10 protein-coding genes are annotated in these 20,860 nt (G+C 72.7%); 4 read left to right on the top strand and 6 right to left on the bottom strand.

What is annotated here, in order from left to right; all coding sequences use genetic code 11:
* Positions 1-19: 19 nt before the first annotated feature.
* Entirely contained in the window at positions 20-3,262 is a 3,243-nt protein-coding gene (locus ACVMYR_RS17860) for a penicillin acylase family protein (protein ID WP_457122251.1), read from the bottom strand.
* A 231-nt stretch (positions 3,263-3,493) separates the two neighbouring features.
* On the opposite strand from ACVMYR_RS17860, the gene ACVMYR_RS17865 reads away from it, so the two are divergent.
* From ACVMYR_RS17865 to ACVMYR_RS17875, 3 genes are all read left to right on the top strand, one after another.
* On the top strand, positions 3,494-4,846 hold the full coding sequence (locus tag ACVMYR_RS17865; RefSeq protein ID WP_457122252.1) for a jacalin-like lectin: 1,353 nt from the start codon (positions 3,494-3,496) through the stop codon (positions 4,844-4,846).
* A gap of 10 nt (positions 4,847-4,856) precedes the next feature.
* Positions 4,857-6,809 (top strand): excinuclease ABC subunit UvrC, encoded by a 1,953-nt coding sequence (uvrC, locus tag ACVMYR_RS17870; RefSeq protein ID WP_457122253.1) that lies wholly within the window; start codon positions 4,857-4,859, stop codon positions 6,807-6,809.
* Between the two features lie 143 nt (positions 6,810-6,952).
* A complete protein-coding gene (locus ACVMYR_RS17875; protein ID WP_457122254.1) occupies positions 6,953-9,184 on the top strand; it encodes a S8 family serine peptidase in 2,232 nt (743 codons plus the stop codon).
* A gap of 21 nt (positions 9,185-9,205) precedes the next feature.
* On the opposite strand, the gene ACVMYR_RS17880 is transcribed toward ACVMYR_RS17875, so the two are convergent.
* The 5 genes from ACVMYR_RS17880 to ACVMYR_RS17900 form a co-directional block, all read right to left on the bottom strand.
* Positions 9,206-11,293: a DEAD/DEAH box helicase gene (locus ACVMYR_RS17880; RefSeq protein WP_457122255.1), complete on the bottom strand. Its 2,088-nt coding sequence runs from the start codon at positions 11,291-11,293 to the stop codon at positions 9,206-9,208.
* A gap of 73 nt (positions 11,294-11,366) precedes the next feature.
* Positions 11,367-12,686 carry a BREX system ATP-binding protein BrxD gene (gene brxD / locus ACVMYR_RS17885; RefSeq protein ID WP_457122256.1) on the bottom strand — a complete coding sequence of 440 codons (1,320 nt, stop codon included), beginning with the start codon at positions 12,684-12,686 and terminating at the stop codon, positions 11,367-11,369.
* Complete coding sequence (gene pglZ / locus ACVMYR_RS17890; RefSeq protein ID WP_457122257.1) at positions 12,683-15,499, bottom strand: BREX-2 system phosphatase PglZ; 2,817 nt, start codon at positions 15,497-15,499, stop codon at positions 12,683-12,685. The genes brxD and pglZ overlap by 4 nt, the downstream gene beginning before the upstream one ends.
* Positions 15,496-19,251: a DUF6079 family protein gene (locus ACVMYR_RS17895; protein WP_457122258.1), complete on the bottom strand. Its 3,756-nt coding sequence runs from the start codon at positions 19,249-19,251 to the stop codon at positions 15,496-15,498. The genes pglZ and ACVMYR_RS17895 overlap by 4 nt, the downstream gene beginning before the upstream one ends.
* An 83-nt stretch (positions 19,252-19,334) precedes the next feature.
* On the bottom strand, positions 19,335-19,775 hold the full coding sequence (locus ACVMYR_RS17900) for a hypothetical protein (RefSeq protein ID WP_457122259.1): 441 nt from the start codon (positions 19,773-19,775) through the stop codon (positions 19,335-19,337).
* Positions 19,776-20,000: 225 nt separating this feature from the next.
* Between ACVMYR_RS17900 and ACVMYR_RS17905 the strand changes: the two genes are divergently transcribed.
* Positions 20,001-20,855 (top strand): helix-turn-helix domain-containing protein, encoded by an 855-nt coding sequence (locus ACVMYR_RS17905; protein ID WP_457122260.1) that lies wholly within the window; start codon positions 20,001-20,003, stop codon positions 20,853-20,855.
* Positions 20,856-20,860: the final 5 nt, after the last annotated feature.

Genomic DNA, 20,860 nt, shown 5'->3' on the forward strand with positions numbered 1-20,860 from the left:
CCGCCGCCGTCGTCGCCCCTCAGCGGGCGTAGACCGACATCTCCCACAGCGAGAAGCCGTAGGTCGTGGCCCGGGTCAGGCCCCGCAACCGCACGTACCGCGCGGTCTCGGCGCCGAACGCGACCACGTCGGTGCCGCCGTCGCCGGCCGTGGTGGACCACGCCGTGCGCCAGGTCGTGCCGTCGGCGGAGACCTCGATCCGGTACGACTTCGCGTACGCCGACTCCCAGGCCAGTGCCACCCGGCCCACCGGCCGGGCCGAGCCCAGGTCGACGGTCAGCGTCTGGTCGTCGGCCCAGGAGCTGGCCCACCGGGTGCCCAGGTCCCCGTCGACGGCCTTGCCGGCGGCGTAGCCGAGCTGGGCGCTCGACGCGGTCACCGCCTTCCCGGCGGCGAGGTTCGAGACGTCGTCGCCGCGCCGGGCCGGGAACGACACCACCTGCTGGTAGGTGGGCCGGTTCTGCCAGGCGATCGGGGCGTGCTTGATCCCGCCCAGCGGCGACTGCACGATCGTGTCGGCGCACCACTGGTCGCCGGCGGAGCAGGTGGAGTCGCCCGGGTACGTGGTGGTGGCCGGGGTCGCGGCGGCCGCCTTCAGCGTGTCGAGCAGGATCTGCCGGCAGCCGGCGAGGGCGCCGCCGCCGCAGTAGGTGCGGCCGAGGCCGCCGGCGACCGGGTCGCCGAGGACCGCCCGCAGGTCCTTGTCGACGTACCCCCACCAGCCGTACTGGAACGACGAGCCCTTGTGCGCCTGGGCCTCGTTGGCGGACGTGGGCAGGGTCGACTTGTCGCCCTGCTGGTGGCCGGAGGGGGACTCGTTGATCTGAAGGGCGTTGATCAGCGCCTGGTAGAGGTCGGGGCCGAGTTGGTCGCGGAACACGCCCCGCACCAGCAGCGGCCACCAGGCGTCGAAGGTGCGGATGGCGTCGGCGTGCTGGTAGACCTTCGAGCCCTTGGCCGTCTCCACCCGCAGCGCGCCGGCCTGCCGCCACGCCTTCAGCTTCGCGATCTCGGCGGCCAGGGCGGAGTCGCCGACGGGCTGGCTCTCCAGCACCCGGATCAGCTCGTCGAGCACCTCGACGCCGCGCAGGTCGGTCACGCCGGCCTGCTCGACGAGGCTGGTCAGCGTGGCCCGATCGTACTTCTTGCCGGCGGCGATGCCGGCCTTCAGCGGCTTGTCCAGCAGGTCGCCCCGGTGCACCGCGCCGAAGCTGAAGTTGCCGTCGGCCCCGCCGAAGTCCTTGGCCTGCTTGTTGTTCCAGCTGATGTAGTAGTCCTGGTCCACCGAGTTGGGGTGGGCCGAGCGCGGCGCGTAGCTGGCGGTGTTCGTGTCGGGCTGGAAGCCCTGCCACTCGTACGCGGGCTCGGCCTTCATCGGCAGGTTCGGGTTGGACCCGGCCGCCCGCAGCGGGTTGAGCCCGGAGTTGAAGTACGCCGACTGGGTGGAGTTGACGTAGAACCAGTTGAACGCGTACTCGACGTTGCCCGCCGAGGCGACGAAGGCGTCGGCGGTGCCCATCTCCGTCGGGTCGTTGAACATCTGGAAGCCGATCGCGGAGTCCGCCTCGTGCCGGTATGTGGAGCGGAGCTGGGTGAACGCGTGCGGCTTGCCGCCGACGGTGCCGCGCCAGGCGACCAGGCCCAGCTTGGTGCGCCACGCCACCAGCTTGTACGACCCGGCGGGCGTGGTGTCGGCCGCCGTCGGCTTCCACTTGTTGGTATGGGCGAGCTGCTCCATCGCCACGCACTGCCCCCGGAAGAGGTAGTGGTCGCTGGCCAGCGTCGGCGCGCTGCCGTCGGTGGTGCACAGCGGCACCGCGTACGTGTCGGTGATGTCGTGGATCGACGAGGTGGCGCTCCAGGCGTAGTCCTGGCCCCGGCCGAGCAGCACGTAGAGGTTGAGGCCGGCGAACGCCGCGCCCCGGGCGCTGATGCCGGGGCCCTGCAGCTCCTGGATCATCAGCAGCTGGGGGGAGAAGTAGCCGGTCTGCGGCCCGAACACCGCCACCGGGTGCCCGGTCGCGGAGTTGGCGGCGGAGACCACGGCCGCGTTCGACATGCCCCGGTGGGCCGGGTCGATGGTCAGCCCGGACAGCGCGGCGGCCAGCTCCGAGCTGCTGCTGCCGGTGGCCCGGCTGGCGGCGGAGCCGGTGGGGTCGGTGAAGATCGGCTCGACCTTGGCCGTGCCGGCGTCGGGCAGCGCCACGCTCGCGGCGTCGGGGGAGGCGGAACCGTAGGGGAAGCTCTGCCCGTCGTGCAGGGTCAGCACCGTCTCCGGGTCGTTCTGGTTGCGGAAGCCCGCCCACACCTTGTCGCCCTCGGCCGGGCCGTACTTGGCGCGGGCAGCGATGCGGACCAGCGCGGACTGCATCTCGGTGCCGCCACCGCCGCCGAACAGGCCGCCGACGACGCCGGCGATGGCGATGAGGTCGGTCATCGTGAACGGCTCCGGGCCGCCCTCGTTGGTGATCGCGTCGAGGTGCCCGGTGAGGACGTACTCGCCGGGGCAGTTGCGCCTGGACATGCAGACGTCGATGTAGGCGTTGACGCCCGCGATGTACTCCTGGACGTCGGCGTAGAGCTGCTCGCCGCGCGGGCCCTTGGCGCGCAGCGCCTCGACCTGCGCCGCCAGGTCCGCCTCCGTGTACGGCGAGTTGCGCCAGACGCTCTGCTCCAGCTCCCGGTTGCTCGGGGCCCCGCCCGCGAACGGGGTGAGGGTGCCCCGGCCGACGTGGCGCATCAGGTCCATGGTGAACAGCCGGTCCTCGGCGCCGACGTAGCCGGCCCCGTACATGGTGCCGCCCCGGGTGGTGCCGGTGACGTGCGGGACGCCGGTGGCCCGGTCCCGCACGACCCGCACGTCGGCGCGGGGCGAGTAGTCCCGCTCGACCTGCCCGGAGGGCACCCCGAAGGAGGCGTCGTTGAAGAAGGTGCCGATCTGCTCGGGGCGCAGGCCCGCGTAGCCGTAGACGAGGTCGGCGTACTTGTCGAGCTGGTCGGCGGAGTGCCGGGGCAGCGTGCCGAGGGTCTGGTTGGCGAGGATCTCGACGAGGGTGGCGTTGCCGTTCTGGCCCGGCGGGACGATGTCGCCGCACTCGCCGAGGCAGTAGTCGTTGGCGGCGAAGGTGCTGGCGGCTGCCTTCGCGGCGGCGGCGCTCGCGGGCGTCGTGGTCGGGGTGGGCGCGGCGACGAGCAGGGCGGCGACGCCGACGGCGGCGGTCGCGCCGGCCAGCAGGCGACGCGGGGCGGTGGGACGGGGCATGGTGATCCTCCGGGGGGTGGGGATCAAGACGGGGGCGGGGTGGCGATCATTACATGAAGAACATTCAGTTACCGGATGGTAGGCGTCCCGCCGCGAGATTGGAAGACGTCAATCGGCATGTCGCGCGCCGGTTACCCGCGAGTATTGAACCGGCCGGGTTCCTTGGATAACCTTCGATCCCCCGGGCTGGTGCCGGCCACACCGGACCCCACTGTCTGGAAGGGACGTCGGATGAAACCCACCCGCCTGCTCGCGTCCGTGACGCTGCTGGCCGCCCTGCTGCCCCCGGCCGCGCCCGCCGTCGCCGCCCCCGCCGCCGGGGCCGCGCCCGCCCCCGCCCCCGCCGCCGTCACCTCGGGCGGCTTCTCGCTGCTCACCTACAACGTCGCCGGCCTGCCCGAGCCGCTGTCCAGCGGCAACCCGGCGACCAACACCCGGCCCATCGGCGAGCGGGTCAACGGCTACGACATCGTGCACGTCCAGGAGGACTTCAACTACCACGCCGACCTGTACGCGACCGACCGGCACCCGTACCGCACCGCCACCAGCGGGGGCGTGCCCTTCGGCGACGGCCTCAACACGATGTCGAACTACCCGGTGTCGGACTTCGTCCGGGTGCGCTGGGACGACTGCCACGGCACCGACTGCCTCACCCCGAAGGGCTTCAGCCGGTCCCGGATCCGGCTCGCCGAGGGCGTCTACGTCGACTTCTACGACGTGCACACCAATGCCGGCAGCGACGAGCCGGACCTGGCCGCCCGGCGGTCCAACATCGACCAGCTCTCCGCGTACGTGCAGGCGAACTCCGCCGGCAACGCGGTGATCGTGGCCGGCGACCTCAACGTCCGCTACACCCGCACCGGCGACAACATCCGCGACCTCGTGGCCGCCAACGGCCTCACCGACGTGTGGGTGCAGCAGGAGCGGGGCGGGGTGCCCCCGGCCGCCGGCAGCCCCGCGCTGACCTGCGACCCGGCCAACGTCACCAACGCCTGCGAGGTCGTCGACAAGATCCTCTACCGGGGCGACCGGCTGATCGACCTCGACCTCGACCGCTACCGCAACGAGCACGCCGCGTTCCTCGACCCGGCCGGCGCGCCGCTGTCCGACCACTACCCGCACGCCGCCTGGTTCACCTGGACCCTCGCCGACGGGCTGCGCGCCAGCGACACCTGGGGCGGCCCGCACGGCACCCCGTTCACCGACCTCGACGCCGTCGGCCCCCGGGTCACCGCCGTCTCGCTGCGCGCCGGCTCCCGCCTCGACCAGATCGGCGTACGCCTCGCCGACGGCGCGAGCCTGACCCACGGCGGCACGGGCGGCACCCCGGCCACGCTGACCCTGGCCGACGGCGAGTACGTCGACCAGGTCACCCTCACCCAGGGCAAGAAGGACGGCCGGACCCGGATCTTCTCCGTCCGGCTCACCACCAACCTCGGCCGCACCCTGGCCGGCGGCACCCCGACCGCCGACGCGGTGACCTTCACCGCCCCGCCCGGCGGCCGGCTCGCCGGCTTCTTCGGCCGCAGCGGCAGCGAGGTGGACCAGCTCGGCGTGCTCTGGAGTGTCGGGGCCGGCGGCTAGTCTTCGGAGCGTGGCTGACCCCTCGACCTACCGCCCCGCACCCGGCACCATCCCCGAGGCCCCGGGGGTCTACCGGTTCCGCGACGGCACCGGCCGGGTGATCTACGTCGGCAAGGCGAAGAACCTGCGCAGCAGGCTCAACTCCTACTTCGCCGACCTGTGGGGGCTGCACCAGCGCACCCAGCAGATGGTCACCACGGCCGAGTCGGTCGACTGGGTCACCGTGGGCACCGAGGTCGAGGCCCTCCAGCTCGAATACACCTGGATCAAGCAGTACGACCCCCGGTTCAACGTCCGCTACCGCGACGACAAGTCGTATCCGTACCTCGCCGTCACCCTCGACGAGGAGTTCCCCCGGCTCCAGGTGATGCGTGGGGCCAAACGCAAGGGCGTGCGCTACTTCGGGCCCTACTCGCACGCCTGGGCCATCCGCGAGACGCTCGACCTGCTGCTGCGGGTCTTCCCGGCGCGGACCTGCTCGGCCGGCGTGTTCAAGCGGGCCGGGCAGGTCGGCCGCCCCTGCCTGCTGGGCTACATCGGCAAGTGCTCCGCCCCCTGCGTCGGCAGCGTCACGGCCGAGGAGCACCGGGGGATCGTCGACGGCTTCTGCGAGTTCATGGCCGGGCGCACCGACACCATGGTCCGCCGGCTCGAACGCGAGATGACCGAGGCCAGCGAGGCGCTGGAGTTCGAGAAGGCCGCCCGGCTGCGCGACGACGTCGCGGCGCTACGCCGGGCCATGGAGAAGCAGACCGTGGTGCTCGGCGACGGCACCGACGCCGACGTGGTCGCGTTCGCCGACGACCCCCTGGAGGCCGCCGTCCAGGTCTTCCACGTCCGCGACGGCCGGGTGCGCGGCCAGCGCGGCTGGGTGGTGGAGAAGACCGAGGACCTCAGCCCCGGCGACCTGGTGCACCACTTCTGCACCCAGGTCTACGGCGGCGAGCAGGGCGAGGCCGACGTGCCCCGCGAACTGCTGGTGCCCGCCCTGCCCGCCGACGCCGACGCGCTCGCCGACTGGCTGACCGGCCGCCGGGGCAGCCGGGTGTCGCTGCGGGTGCCGCAGCGCGGCGACAAGCGTTCCCTGCTGGAGACGGTGGAGCGCAACGCGAAGGACGCCCTGGCCCGGCACAAGCTCAAGCGCGGCAGCGACCTGACCACCCGGGGCAAGGCCCTCGACGAGATCAGCGACGCGCTGGGCATGCGCACCTCGCCGCTGCGCATCGAGTGCTACGACGTCTCCCAGATCCAGGGCACCGACGTGGTGGCCAGCATGGTCGTCTTCGAGGACGGCCTGCCCCGCAAGAGCGAATACCGCCGGTTCATCGTCCGGGGGGCCACCGACGACCTGTCCGCCATGTCGGAGGTGCTGCGCCGCCGCTTCGCCCGCTACCTGGAGGCCCGCGCCGAGACCGGGGAGCTGGGGGAGGAGACCGCCGCCGACCCCGACCGGCCGGGCATCGACCCGACGACGGGCCGGCCGCGCCGGTTCGCGTACCCCCCGCAGTTGGTCGTGGTCGACGGCGGCGCGCCGCAGGTCGCGGCGGCGGCCCAGGCGCTCGCGGAGCTGGGCGTCGACGACGTGGCGCTGTGCGGGCTGGCCAAGCGGCTGGAGGAGGTGTGGCTGCCCGACGACGAGTTCCCGGTCATCCTGCCGCGCACCTCCGAGGGGCTCTACCTGCTGCAACGGGTGCGCGACGAGGCGCACCGGTTCGCCATCACCTTCCACCGGCAGCGCCGCTCCAAGCGGATGACGGAGTCGGCGCTCGACTCGGTCCCCGGCCTCGGCGAGGTGCGGCGCAAGGCCCTGCTGCGCCACTTCGGCTCGCTCAAGCGGCTCGCGGCGGCCTCGACCGAGGAGATCACCGAGGTGCCCGGCGTCGGCCGGCGCACCGCCGAGGCGATCACGGCCGCCCTCAACCCCGGGGCGGACGCCCGGCCCGCCGCCGCCGACGGCAGTTAGCGTCCGGCGCAAATAATTGACGTCAATCTATGGCGTCGAGGGTGTCCGTGTGTCCATGATGTCGGCGGTACGGCTGTCCGCGTGTGCGCCCGACGCGTGACGGGCCGGGGCCGCGTCGCGCACGCCGTCTGGGGGAGGCAACCATGACACCGGCAGGACGCCGCAGGACCTCCCTGCTCGGCACCGTGGCCGCAGCGACCCTGCTGGCCCTCACCGCGGCCGCCCCGGCGATCGCCGCCCCGGCCGAGGGCGAGATCCTCGCCGCCGGCGGCCCGGACGCCGTGGCCGGCTCCTACGTCGTCGTGCTGCGGGACGCCGCCGTCACGGCCGACGCCGTGCCCGCCACCGCCCGCCGCCTCGCCGCCCGGCAGGGCGGCCACGTCGGGCTGGTCTACCGGCACGCCCTGCGCGGCTTCGAGGCCCGGCTGTCCGAGCGGGGCGCACGCCGGCTCGCCGCCGACCCGGCCGTGGCCTCCGTGACGCAGAACCGCACGGTGTCCGCGTCCGACGTGCAGACCCCGACCCCGTCCTGGGGCCTCGACCGGATCGACCAGCGCGCGCTGCCGCTCGACAACTCGTTCACCTACCCCCGCGCCACGGCGGCCGTGCGGGCCTACGTCATCGACTCGGGCATCAACCTCACCCACGGCGAGTTCGCCGGCCGGGCGGTGTCCGGCTGGGACTTCATGGACAACGACGCCGACGCCACCGACTGCCAGGGCCACGGCACCCACGTGGCCGGCACGCTCGGCGGATCCACCTTCGGGGTGGCCAAGCACGTGCAACTGGTCGCCGTGCGCGTGCTGAGCTGCACCGGCGGCGCCTGGGCCTCGCAGGTCATCGCCGGGGTCGACTGGGTCACCGGCGACCACGACCCCGGCGAGCTGGCCGTGGCCAACATGAGCCTCGGCGGCGCGGCGTACGCGCCCATGGTCGAGGCCGTGCGGCGGTCCATCGCCGACGGCGTCACCTACGCGGTGGCCGCGGGCAACGAGAACGGCGCCGACGCGTGCACGACCACCCCGGCCTCCGTGCCGGAGGCGATCACGGTGGCCGCCACCGGGGCCACCGACGCGCGCGCCTCGTTCTCCAACATCGGCACCTGCGTGGACCTGTTCGCGCCGGGCGTCGACATCACCTCGGCCTACATCGGCGGGACCGCCACCACCCGCACGGCCTCCGGGACGTCGATGGCCAGCCCGCACGTCGCCGGAGCCGCCGCGCTGATCCTGGCCGATCACCCGACCTACACCCCGGCCCAGGTGACCCAGGCGCTCCTGGCCGACGCGACCATCGGGGTGGTGACCGACGCGGGCGCCGGCACGCCGAACCGGCTGCTGCACGTCGACCCCACCACCCCGGCCAACGACTTCACCCTGACCGCCACCCCGGCCAGCATCACCGTCACCGCCGGTGGCACCGTCTCCACCATGATCGCCGGCAGCGTCACCAGGGGCGCTTCCCAGCCGGTCGCGCTGGCGGCCCGGGGCCTGCCGGCGGGCGTCACGGCCACGTTCCAGCCCGCCAGCATCTCCTCCAACGCAGGCACCACGCTCACGCTCAGCACCGCCTCGACGGCGCTGGCCGGCGCGTACACCGTCACGGTGATCGGCACCGGGACCGCCGCGACCCGCGCGGTGGCCGTCCAGCTGCGCGTCGACGACCCGGCCGCCTGCGTCCGCTCCGACGGCACCGACCGGGCGATCACCGACTTCCAGAACCTCTACGCCCCGATCACCGTCACCGGCTGCCCCGGCAACGCCGCCCGCAACAGCACCGTGGAGGTGCACATCGAGCACGCCGTGATCGGGGAGCTCGACGTGCGGCTGATCTCGCCCCGCGGTACCTGGTACTTCCTCATGGACCACACCGGCGGGGACAGCGACCGCATCGACTACACGTTCACCTACGACCTGTCGGCCGAGCCGGCCAACGGCACCTGGAACCTGTACGTCAGCGACAACCTGGCCCAGGGCACCGGGTTCCTCGACTCCTGGAAGATCAACGTGGCGGGCGCGGACCTGCCCGCGCCCGCGTGCGGCGGGGTCGCCACCGCCGACATGCGGATCCCGGCCTCCGGCACGGTCGAGTCGCCGATCAGCGTCCCCGACTGCGGCCGGGCCCCGTCGACCACCAGCTACGTCGAGGTCAGCATCGCGCACCAGTACGGTCGCGACCTCCAGATCTCCCTCGTCGCGCCGGGCGGGCAGGTGGTGCTGCTCAAGGAGAGCCTCGTGGGGTCGTACAAGGCGAATGCCCGCGAGGCCTACATCGCCGACCTGTCGGGCCGGCCGACCCTCGGCACCTGGAGGCTGCGGGTCGAGAACGTCGCCGGCTACGAGGGCCTGATCGAGGGCTGGAAACTGACCCTCTGACAGTGATGACGTGGGGGCGGGTCACCCTGCGGTGAATCGAGCGGGACGGCTCAACACCTCCCGCGCTCCCCGCAGGTCGGCCAGCCGAGCGGACAGCGTCGCCCCGGCCAGCGCCGGTGGCAGGGCGGCGCTGAACTTCAGGCCGGCCAGTGCCCGGGAGTCGACCTCGGGCAGACGGATCTGGTCCGCCACCGCTTCTCGGACGTCCCGCCATCGTGCTGCCGTCAGGTCGTCCCGGAGCCGCACGTACAGGTCGCCGTGGCCCTGAACCGGGTCGGCGACCTCCCGGAGAGCGCTGGCCAGTGTCGCGTTGGCCCGGTAGCCGGCCCACGTCCACCACCGCATCCCGCCACCTGCAGGCCGGGTGACCATGGTGGCCTCTGGGTGCGCGTTGTCGCGGTGCTGTGCGCGGATCTCGGCCAGCCGGCTGGCTGCCCGCCGGGTGAGAGCCACGGGCGGCGTGGCACCGAGGACCACCTCACGCATGGCCTGACAGAGCGCGAACGACAGCCCGCCGGCACCGGAACCGGTCCAGCGGGCACGCCCACCCTCGTCGGCTGGCTCGACGAAACACCGCCGCCGCGACCAGTCGAGGTGCGTCACCCGCCAGCTCCGGCCGGCGAGGAGTAGCCGACGTGGGCCGGTCGTCTCCTCGGTGAGTAGGGCCGGATCCACCCGGCCGATCTCGGCGCGTCCGGCCAGGATGGTGAACTGCGGCGGCGCGGTGAAGACCGAGAGCATCTCCATGAAGTGGCGGTGGCCGAAGCGACGTTCCGCCGCCGGGCCGATGAAGAGCATGCCTCCGTCCCGCTCCAGGTAGCCCTCGGCCAGGAGGAACCGCAGTATGTCCTCCGCTGCCTTGTCGTACGGGGCCAGCCCGTTCCACCAGCGACGCCATTCCCGGTCACCGACCTGTCCCTCCTGGAGGCAGAGGGCCAGGATCTGCTGTGCCACGATGTGCCGCGGTTCGGGCGGTGCCGCCACCGGTTCGACCCAGCCCCGCGCCCACAGCAGCAGCAGCCCGGCGGCTTGCAGGAGGGCGGGCTCACCCAGCGTGAGCAGGAGGCAGTTGCGTGAGGTGCCGGCGCGTCGGCCGCTGCGACCGAGGCGTTGCAGGAACGATGCCACGGTCTGCGGCGCGTCGATCTGGATGACCCGGTCGAGGTCGCCGACGTCGATGCCGAGTTCCAGGGTGCTGGTGGAGACGATGACGCAGTCCCGGGCCTCGGCGAACGCCTGCTCGGCGCGAGCCCGCTCCTGACGTGACAGCGAGGCATGGGACAGGAACGTGGTCACTCCTCGGCCAAGGAGCAGTTGCCCCAGTTGCTCGACGCCCTGGCGGGACTCGCAGAAGACGAGGCGTTTCTCACCCGGGTGTAGCGAGGCGATGACAGTGGCGGCGTTCTCCCACGATCCGACGTAGTCCAACTCGACGACACCGGAGTGTGCCGGAGTGGCGGGCTCGATGGTGCCAGGCCGATCGACGGAGACGACCCGGGCGGGCCGGTGGCCGGCGGCGGCTCCCTGGAGCCAGGTGAGCAGGTCGACGGGGTTACCGACGGTGGCCGAGAGCCCGATTCGTTGCAGCGGACGCCCGACCAGGCGGGTGAGCCGCTCCAGGACGGCCAGCAGGTGCCAGCCCCGGTCGTCGCCGGCGAAGGCGTGCACCTCGTCGACCACCACGACCCGTAGCCCGGCGAAGAGGGCCGCGTGGTCGACCGTCCGGCTGACCAGCATCGACTCAACGGATTCCGGGGTGGTGAGCAGGACGTCCGGCCGCTCCCGCAGGATCCCCCGCCGGGTAGCGGCGGTGGTGTCGCCGTGCCACACGGCGCATCGGCGGCCCAGCCACGACGTGTACTGGGTCAGGCGGGGGGCGAGATTGTTCAGCAGCGCCTTCAGCGGGCAGACGTAGAGCACCGAGGTGCCGGACCAGTTGCCGGCCGCCATGCGGGAGAGCACCGGGAACAGCGCCGCCTCGGTCTTGCCGCTGGCGGTGGCGGCGAGCAGCAGCGCGTCGTCGCCCGCGAGCAGCGGAATGACGGCCCTCTCCTGTAACCCGCGCAGCCGTGGCCACCCGAGGGTGTTGACGATGTGGTGCAGCAACACCGGATGCAGCCGATCGGCGGCGGAGGCTGGCTCGGCCGGGTGCGGCCCGGTCACGCGGGAGCCGCAGCGGCTGTCACGGCAACTCCAGCTCGATGTCGTCGGCCCGGGTGGCGTTGCGTTCGACGTCGGTCAGTTCGGCGGGGGCGAGGGTGAGCGCGTAGTCCCGGCGGGGGTCGAAATCGGGGTACAGCTCGACCGGGTCGAGCACCCCGGCGACGAGCTTCTTCAGGAAGAGCCGGGGCGCGATCCCGACCCGGCCGCCGAGCTGCCCGGTGACCGCGCGGGCCAGGTCGGCCAGGTAGGCGTCGTCGGCCACGGCCCGCAGCCGCTCCTCGGCGGGGGAGCCGGCGGCGAACAGGTCGCGCACCCGTCGGCCTAGCTCGACCAGGGAGTCGACGGTGAACCCGGGCAGGCGGAGCTGCACCGCGCGGGGGTTGTCGAAGCGGGGATCGGCGGGGAAGTCGGTGGCCAGCCGCTGGGCCAGGGGCGCCAGCCGCTGCACGCCCTGCGGGCCGTCGTAGAAGGCCGGCGTGCCGGTGATGACCAGGTACAGCCCGGGGAACCGACCGGCGTGCACCTCGTCGACGAGCTGCCGCAGGGCGTTGAGGGCCTTGTCCCGGGCGTCGGAGCGGACTCGCTGCAGGGTTTCCACCTCGTCCAGCACGACGAGCAGGCCGGCGTAGCCGCAGTCGCGGAGCACCGCCAGCAAACCCTGGAGGAAGCCGAGCGCCCCGAAGTGGTCGAGGTCGCCGCGTACGCCGGCGTGTCGGCGGGCGGCCGCGGCGACGTGGGGCTGCCCGCCGAGCCAGGCGAGCACCGCCTCGGCGCCGGTGGCGTCGCCCGCCGCGAGCGCGGTGCGGTAGCCGCGCAGCGCGATGGCGAAACTCGGGGCGGTTCGGCTGACCTGGGCCAGCCGCTGGGCGAGGAGATCGTCGACGACGCGCCCGACCGCCTGCTCGTCCGCCGGATCGAGGTCCCCGGCGGCCAGGGCGTCCTCCTCCAAGGCGTAGAACCAGGCGTCGATGATCTGCCGCAGGGCGCTGGGCGGGAACGTGGCGGTGGTGAGCCGTTCGATGAGCCGCCGGTAGACCGTCTCCAGCCGGTGCAGGGGCGTCTCATTCTCCGACACCTGCACCTCGGCCGTGGCCAGGTTGGCGCGCTTGGCCTGCTCGGCGAGCCAGCGGGCGAAGAAGGTCTTGCCGGAGCCGTACTCGCCGCGCACGGCCTTGAACACCGCGCCGCCGGTGCGTACCGTCTCGATCTCCTCGCTGATCGCCCCGCTGAAGCGGTCGAGCCCCACCGCCAGCAGGTCGAGGCCGGACTCGGGGACCGCGCCGCGCCGCAGCGCGTCGACGACGAGGCGACGTCGTGCGGCACTGACCTGCTGGCTCACCGGCGTTCCTCCGGCACCCCGAACTGGCGGCACAGCAACGGCACGTCGAGCCGCACGGTGCGACCGTCGTCGACCTGGGACAGCACGGGGAAGTTGTCCACGTTCAGGATCCGTTGCAGCGTCGCGACGAAGCCGTTGGCGCGGCCCGGTTGTTCGCCCGCCCGCTCCGCGAGCAGGACGGTGGGCAGCACGCCGTTGTTGTCGATCAGGGCCGCCAGTGCTCCCCGGATCTTGCCGATCGGCACCCGGCGCGGGGTCAGGGCGTGCTGGGCGTCGAACATCTCCGAGGCGAACAGCCGGTCCAGCAAGGAGACATCCGGGGCCGTCGGGAGGTCGAACAACGCGGCGGTGTCGCGCGGCGGGACGGTCGTTATCGGCTTCCGTCCGGCCCGCTCCCGCCCATCCCTGGCCGGCGGGGGCGGGGGCGGCGCTTCGTGCCCGGCGACCGTTGCCGTCCACCAGGAGGGCTCCTGGGCGGCGACGGGACGCCAACCCGTCGGGGCCGCTGCGCCGAGCGGGAGTAGCGCCAGCATCGGCACGGTCACCTCGGCCAGGGACGCCCCACCGTGGTAGCCGGCCCGGCGTGGCAGGTAACGCAGCCCTGCATCCCAGAGCGCCACCACCCGCTGCCCGTCGGCGAGCACCCGCGAGCCGACCAGTTCCACCTCGCCGTCGGCCGGCGGCGTCGGGTCGGTGCGGTGCCGCGCGGAGGCCGCTGCGACGACGGTCCGCTGCTCGCCGTCGCGTTCGAGCACGTGACCGTGGTCGCTGGTGATGATCACGGCGCGCCCGTGGTAGCGGGCGTGGTCGAGCAGGGTACGCAGGGGGCCGAGGTTGGCGAGCTGCCAGCCGGCGTCGGCGCTCTCCCGGCCGTGGTCGAGTGCGTCGTCCACGGTGTTGACCACGACGCCCACCAGCATGTCCACCTCGCTGAGCGCCTGCACCAGGCGTTCGTGCAGCACCTCGCCGGCATTGCCGTGCACCGTGCCCTTGTGGAACAGCTCCGCCCGACGGCCCCGCCACAGCGGATGTTGCCGGAACGCCGCCCGCTCGGTCGCCTGGTCACCCTCGCCTAGCGCGGCGGACAGCAGCGACGCGCGGGAGGCCGAGGTCACGGTGGGGAGGGCGGCCACGGCTCCCCGCCGCCGCGTTCCGCCCAGCGGGTCGTACTCCACCCAGCCCAGGGTTGCGAGTTCCGCACCGAGCCCCGCGGCGACGGCCGCGCTCATGCCGTCGATGACGACAAGCAGCACCGGCCGGGTGCTTTCGCGCACCACGGGCGCGACGACCCGGGGGAGCACCGTCTCCACCGTGAGCAGGTGACCGCCCGGACTGCCGTCCCTGGTCCAGCGGGCGAGCTGCTCGGCGAAGACCCCGTCGAAGTCCCGGCGGCGGTCGCGGGCCCGGTCGTGCACGGCCCGGTAGGCCCGGCCGAGTCCCGGGTGGGCGTCGTCGCCGGCCCAGACGTGTTCGAGCGCGAGATCGACCCAGCCCCACTCGGCGACCTGCCGTTCGATGCCGTCGGCGACTCCGGTGGGCTGATTGGCGTCGGTCGCCAGCCAGCGCAGCAGCCGCAGCGCCATCCGGGCCCGCTCGACGCGGTGCGGATAGCTGCCCGACAGGTGGTGGGTCTCCAGCTCGGCGATCGCCGCGTGGGCGGCGTCCAGCGCGGCGGGGACCCGTTCCGGCTGCCGGTCGGCGTGGTCGAGGGCGGGCAGCGCGGCCTGCACGGTGGTTGCCACCGCGCCGAGGCGGTGCGCGAACCCGGTGCGCAGGATGCGACTCGTCCGACCCGGCTCCTGCGCCCCGAACATCGTCAGCAGTTCCTCGGCCCGGTCCAGGACCGCGTGGCTCGCCTGCCCGGCGGACGGCAGCCAGGCGTCGTTCCGCGCGGCGGCTTGGAGCAGGTCGACCGTCGCCCGGTCGGTGGCGGCGGCGAAGGAGGTGACCACGGCGGTGGGCAACGGGGGGTTGCCGAAGTATTGCTCGACGCGCCCCTGGGCGCGCAGCGTGTCCGGATCGGCGCCGGCCGCAGGCGACCAGAGCGCCTCGCAGACGAGGCCGAGGGGCATCGCGTCGGCGAGCCGGTCCACGGCGAGCAGGGTGGACAGCGCCCGCAGCGGTGCGCCGAACACCTCGGTCAGCCAGGCGACCAGCCCGACGCGTTGCGCCTCGGGCAGCGAGGTGAGCAGGTCGGCGGCCCCGGGCAGGGTCGTCCACCAGAGCAGACCGGTGACGTCGAGATCCTCGGCTTCGAGGCCGAGCCGCGCCAACCCCAGGCGCTCGGCGGCCAGGTGACGCAGCGCCGTGTCCCGTTCCAGCACCGTGCCGGTGAGCCGGGGCCACCCCTTCGCCGGCATCGCCTCGACCAGCGCCGTCCCGGCCCAGGGGAGCGACACCAGCCGGGAGTCGACGTGCCGGGCGCCGAAGGACTCGGCCACCAGGGCCCACGGGTCGAGGTGGATGACGCGTCGCCGGAAGACCCGGCTGAGGATGCCCATGCCCAGCTCGTGCTGGGGCACGTCGGTCAGCAACACCGTCGGGTCGTCGTGGGGCAGCGCCACCTGCTCCCAGACGGCCAGCACGGAGGGGCAGGGCACCACCCGGACCCGGCGGTCCCCGCCGACGGCCAGCACCGGGTCGTGGGGCCAGACCGGTGCTGCGGCGACCAGCACCACCGGCGGTGACCCCTCCCGGGGCGGGTGGGCGCGGAACTGCTGACCGATCCGCTGCGCGAGCGCGCCGGGGTTGACGGGCAGCGCCGCGGGCCGGGCGGCGACCCGGCCCACCGGCTCCTCGGTCGTACGCGTCACGGCAACATCCGCCAGCGCAGCTCGATCCTCCGCCCGGGGTGCTGCCGGGCCAGGGCGCGGATCGTTTCCACCACGGAGTCGAAGTCGTCGTCGGAGGCCAGAACAGCGGCGCCGTGCTCCTCGGGGCCCGCGCCGGCGGGCGTGAGAGTCAGATCGAGGTGGCCCCCCTCGGGCGGGGCAACGGGCGGCTGTTCGAGGGTGGGGCGGGGGGCTCGACGGGTGGCCCGGCGCAGCAGATCGTTGGCCCGGCTGCGCGCCTTGCCGAGCGCGCCCGCCAGCGGGGTGGTCAGCTCGTCGTCCCGGAGGGCCTGCCGCAGGGCGGTCAGGATCTCCGTCGCCTCGGCCGTCCACCGTTCGTCCAGCTCGGTCAGGAGCCCGAAGGTGTCCCAGGGGGCCTCGCGCAGCGCGTGCCCCACCTCCTCGGCGCTGCGGATGCTGCGACCCGCGCGCTGGGGCGGTCCGCCGAGTTCGGCTCGGGCGAGCTGCCGGACGATGTCGATGTCCTGGTGCCGGGAGTCCAGCCCGTCGAGCAGGTCGGCGGCGACCTGCGCGGTGCGCAGCCGGGGCCAGTCACCGGACCGGGGGTCGAGGCCGATGCGCGGCCCCTGGTGTTCCAGCTCCTCGACGAGGCGGTGCGCCGCGTTGCGGTGCAACCGGGCCCGCTTCGACAGGTCCTGCACGAACATCGCCACCAGCCGGCCCCGGGCCAGGTCGGGCGGCATGAAGCCGAACAGGTGCATGGCACGCTCGCGGGCCGCCGTCCAGTCCGCCGGGTCCGGCCGCTGCGGCGCACGCAGGGCCAGCTCCCCGGTGATCGCGGTCAGCTCGGGCTGCGGGGTGACGACACCGCCGCCGCGCCGGATCCACGTCCGGTCGGTCTGCTCGGCGAAGCTGGCCAGGACGAGTTGCGCGACGAGCGGGTCGAGCCCCTGGGGGCGGGGGTCGTCGAGCCAGCGCAGCAGGTCGGCCACCCGCAGGTCGCCGTCGATGCCCTCCTGACCGGCCCGGCGCTGGAAGTGCTCCACCCAGTGCCGGCCGAGGACGAATGCGGCCTCGTGCATCTCGCCGAGCAGCAGCGGGTTGGCGATCCGGCGGACCACCGCCCGGTCCTTCTTCTCCACCTCGGTGCGCCCGTCCGGTGCCTCGACCGCGCGTCGGACGTACTCCAGGACCGTCCGGAGGTCGGCGGGCTTCAGCGCCTCGCCGCGCCGGTCGGGGTCGAAGTCGGGATGGGCGGGGTACTGCTGCTGGAGGAGCTGGTCGGCGACGTCGCGCAGCGCGTCGGCCAGCCGGGCCCCGACCGGCAGCGTCGGCGTCGGCCCGTTGCTGAGGGTGATGAGATGCTCGTCGTACGTCGGCACGACGTCCTCGGGCTTCTTGGTGGCCAGCCCGTAGGCCTGCTTGAGCACACCCGTGACCGCAACCAGGAGCGCGTCGCGCTGGCTGGTCAGGGTGGCGTGCGCCCGCCGCCGGTCGTCCTCGCTGAGGTGCTTGGCCGCCGCGTCGAACCGGTGGCCACTTAGCAAGTTGTCCAACACGACGAGCCGGCCCAGGTCGGCCTGCCGGGCGGTGGTCAGCGACGCCGGGATCCAGCAGAGCACCTGGTCGGTGAAGCGGGACCGCAACTGCTGGACCCGGCTGCGGTCGTCGGAGGGGTGGTAGCCGCCGTCGTCGAAGGGGTAGTCGACGACGATTCGCCAGGCGGTGGGGACGAACGGGTGGAAGGCGTCGTCGCGCAGGTCCTTCTCGTCGCGGACGTTGCCATAGATCATCTCGACGCTGCGCCGGCTGCCCCGCCACACCAGGGTCGCCTGGTCGCAGTCCTGGTTGGTCTCGGCGACGTCGAGTTCCTTCCAGAGCAGCCGCTTGACCAGGACGCGCCAGTTGCCGGGGGTGTTGAGATGCCGGACGTTGTTGAGCACGCTCTCCACGTCGACGCCGATCAGGTCGAGGCGCACCCCGTCGCCGTCGAGCATCTTGATCTCGCCGAACCGGGACGCCCAGTCCTCGATGCGCCGTCGGACCTGGCCGACCTCGCCGCCCGGGACCGTGCTGGTGATGCTGCCGTGGTTGAGCGCGGACAGCTTGCGGGGGGTGAGGTTGCGCAGCGCCGGCACGGACGGGGCCAGCGCGGACAGGATCAGGGTCTTGACCAGGCGGTCCTCGCCGGTGAACGCCCTGATCCGGCCGGCCAGCTCACGGTTGGGGGTGCCACCGTGGCGGGCGGCGGCCAGGTCGTCGTCGGTGAGCCGGTGTCGGTCCAGCAGGTATGGGCGCAGCTTGCCCTCGTAGAGCTTTTGGGCGGTCTCGAACTCGGCCTTGAGCCGTTCGGTGAACGGCTGGTCGCCGCCCCTGCGGAGCACGTCGAACAGGTCACCGAGGGGGATCAGCTCGCCGAGCCGCAGGTCGTCGCGGCGGTCCATGAGCAGTTGCCGCATCAGCTTCAGCCCGGTGCGGGAGCGTTGCAGCGCGCTGGAGACGTGCACGAGGGTGGAGACGAAGGCCGGGCTGAACGGGTACGTCTTGCGGAACGACTCCAGATCGGCCCCGCTGCCGGTGTCGGTGCCGAGCAGCGTCGTCCACACGTCGTCGCGGACCCGCCTGAGGCGCTCGAACGCCTCGGTGATCGCCTGGTCGGCCGGCCCGCCGTCGCCGCCGATCCGCTTGAGCAGCCGCTGGCGGGTGATCTCGGGGAGGTTGCGGTCCTCCAGGGTGATTACGTCGAACCGGCCGCTGGCCAGGTTGAGCGTGTCCTGGAAGCCCAGCTCGCTGGCCCCGGTGACCTCGTGGCCGACCAGGTCGCGCAGGTCCCGCTGCCGGGCGATGAAGGTGACCACCGGGATGGGCCGGCGGGCGTCGCTGCCCTCCACGAAGTTGGTGATCTTCTGGATCTCCCGGGCCACGAACTGTTGGTCGCCGATGGAGTTGGCGAGCCAGAGGATCAGCTCGTCGAGGAAGAGCACCAGCGCGTCGTAGCCCAGATCCTTGGCGTGCTGGGCGATCTCGGTGAGGCCGCGGTCGAGGGAGACGAAGCCCTCGGCGTCCTCCATGGCGTTGCGGAAGAAGCCCTGCTGCCAGGTGCCGAGCAGGTCGCGGACCAGCCGGCGGCGTCCGTCGTCGTCGAAGGCGGCGGCGAAGGCCGCGTCGAGCTGCGCCGGGTCCCAGGAGTCGCCCCACTCGTCCTCGCCCTGCGGCAGGCCGGCGATGAACGCCTCGTCGCCGATCTGCTCGCGCAGGCGTCGGCTCTGTTCGAGCAGGGCGTCGGTGCGGTGCACCGCCGGGATCGGGGCGTCCGGGTGCAGCCGGCGGACCTGCTCGACGTAGCCGCCGAGCACCCGCTGCTCCAGCGACTTGGCCCCGATGAGGTGGTATGGCAGGAGGAGGAACTTCCGCCCGGCCAGCCACGAGTCGTGCCGGGCCAGCAGGGGGGCGAACTCGTCCCGGTCCCGGGCGGCCCGGTCGCCGCGCAGCAGCGCGTGGAGCACCGCCATGAAGTGGGACTTGCCGGAGCCGAACGAGCCGTGCAGGTAGGCGGCCCGGGACGCGCCGCTGGACAGGGCGGTGGAGATCAGCCCGAGGGCCTGGTCGAAGTTGTCGGCCAGACTCGGCGGGATGACGTACTCGTTGATGGTCTGCTCGGCGTCGCTGATCCCGTCGGCGAGCTTGAGCACGTAGTCGCTGTCGCTGGTGGCCCTGGGGTCGGGGATTTCGATGAAGTCCCGGAGGAGGGGTTGAGAGGGCGGTGCCAGCATGCGTAACACCGTAGCGGAACGGATGCCGGCGGCCACCAACCGCGCGCGTAGCCGCGGCGACACTCGCGGGCGCGGCGGAGCCGTCACCGGCCCGCCCCGCTGTCCCCGTCGCCCCAGCAGAGCCCGCCGATGCCGGCCGCGCTGTGGAAGCCGGGATGCCCGGTGACGTCCATGCAGACCTCGCCGTCGGGACCGGTCCGGCCGCAGAACACCGGCTCGACGTGGTTCCAGGCATCGGCCCGGGACAGCAGTGCGGCGCTCGCGGGCAGCTCGGGGCGCAGGATCGTCAGGCCCTCCGTGTAGACGACGGCCTGGTCGCGGGCCTCCCGCAGGTCGGGCGCCAGGTAGGACAGGTGCAGCGTCCACCGGCGGTGCATCTCGTACGCCCCGGCGGGCGGCCGGTTGCGCCCCGAGCCCCGCTCGCGGTCCGTCGTGTAGCGGGTGACCAGGGAATTGACGTACGACGAGAGCGCGTCCGGCTTCGTCAGCGCGTGCGCGATGGCGGCCTGGACCCGCTCGGACACGTCGGCTCCGTCGAGCATGGCCGCCAGGTCACGATGAAAGTCGGACTCGGACCACTGCGACGCTTGATTTTCAGTCACCACTACCTCCGGACTCCGGTGAGTTACCGAACACTGAGCGTGCACCACGGCAGGCGATCTTGCAACGTAGCAGTGAAGGATGTTAGATGGCATTCAGATGTGCTGTCTGGTTCTATGTCCCCAACCGTGGTCCTACGGAGGTCTGCTATGGCATCGACTGCAAGCCCGACGATTCGTGCGCGTCGACTGCGTCGTGAGCTGCGACGCCTGCGCGCTCAGCGAGGGTTGACGGTCGATGAGGTCGCTCGCTCGGTGGGCTGGCATCGAGCGAAGGTGATCCGCATCGAGCAGGGGCATAGCGGGGTCGCCTCGGACGGGTTGCGGAAGCTTCTGGATCTCTATGAGGCGTCGCCCGAGGAGCGGGATGCGTTGGCCAGTCTTGCGCGCCAGGCGCGACAGAAGGGCTGGTGGAGCGCGTACGGCGATGTCCTGCCCGACGACTATGTGGGGTTCGAGGCGGAGGCGACGGCGATCAGCACGTTCCAGAGCCTCTACGTTCCCGGGCTGTTGCAGACGGAGGAGTACGCGCGGGCGATCATCCACGCAGGGCGGACCGCCGCCAACAAGGAGGAAGTCGATCGAGTCATCGCGGCGCGTCAAGCTCGGAAGGTCCTGCTTGCGCGGGATGTGCCGCCGAAGCTCTGGATCATCCTGGACGAGGCTGCGATTCGGCGGGTCGTCGGCGGTGCCAAGGTCATGCGTGCTCAACTGGCGCGCATTGTCGAGGCATGTCAACTGCCGACGGTTGAGGTGCAGGTGCTGCCCTTCGCTGCGGGCGCGCACGCTTCGATGGGTGGTGCCTTCACGATCCTTGACTACGCGGAGGCGGCGCTCGACCCGACCATCGTCTACGTGGACAACGACACCAACACACTCCTGCTGGAGGAGGATCAGCAGGTATCGCGATATAGACTCGTCTTCGACCACCTACGTGCGAAGGCGCTTGACCCTGACCAGTCTGCTGACTTCCTCGTCAGGATCTGCGCCGAGCTTCAAGATTGAGTCTT

The sequence above is a fragment of the Micromonospora sp. PTRAS2 genome (genome assembly GCF_054052245.1).

Coding starts and splice junctions, on each gene's coding strand:
- ACVMYR_RS17905 (WP_457122260.1), top strand. CDS start 20,001: ATGGCATCGACTGCAAGCCCGACGATTCGTGCGCGTCGACTGCGTCGT.
- ACVMYR_RS17895 (WP_457122258.1), bottom strand. CDS start 19,251: ATGCTGGCACCGCCCTCTCAACCCCTCCTCCGGGACTTCATCGAAATC.
- ACVMYR_RS17875 (WP_457122254.1), top strand. CDS start 6,953: ATGACACCGGCAGGACGCCGCAGGACCTCCCTGCTCGGCACCGTGGCC.
- ACVMYR_RS17860 (WP_457122251.1), bottom strand. CDS start 3,262: ATGCCCCGTCCCACCGCCCCGCGTCGCCTGCTGGCCGGCGCGACCGCC.
- ACVMYR_RS17865 (WP_457122252.1), top strand. CDS start 3,494: ATGAAACCCACCCGCCTGCTCGCGTCCGTGACGCTGCTGGCCGCCCTG.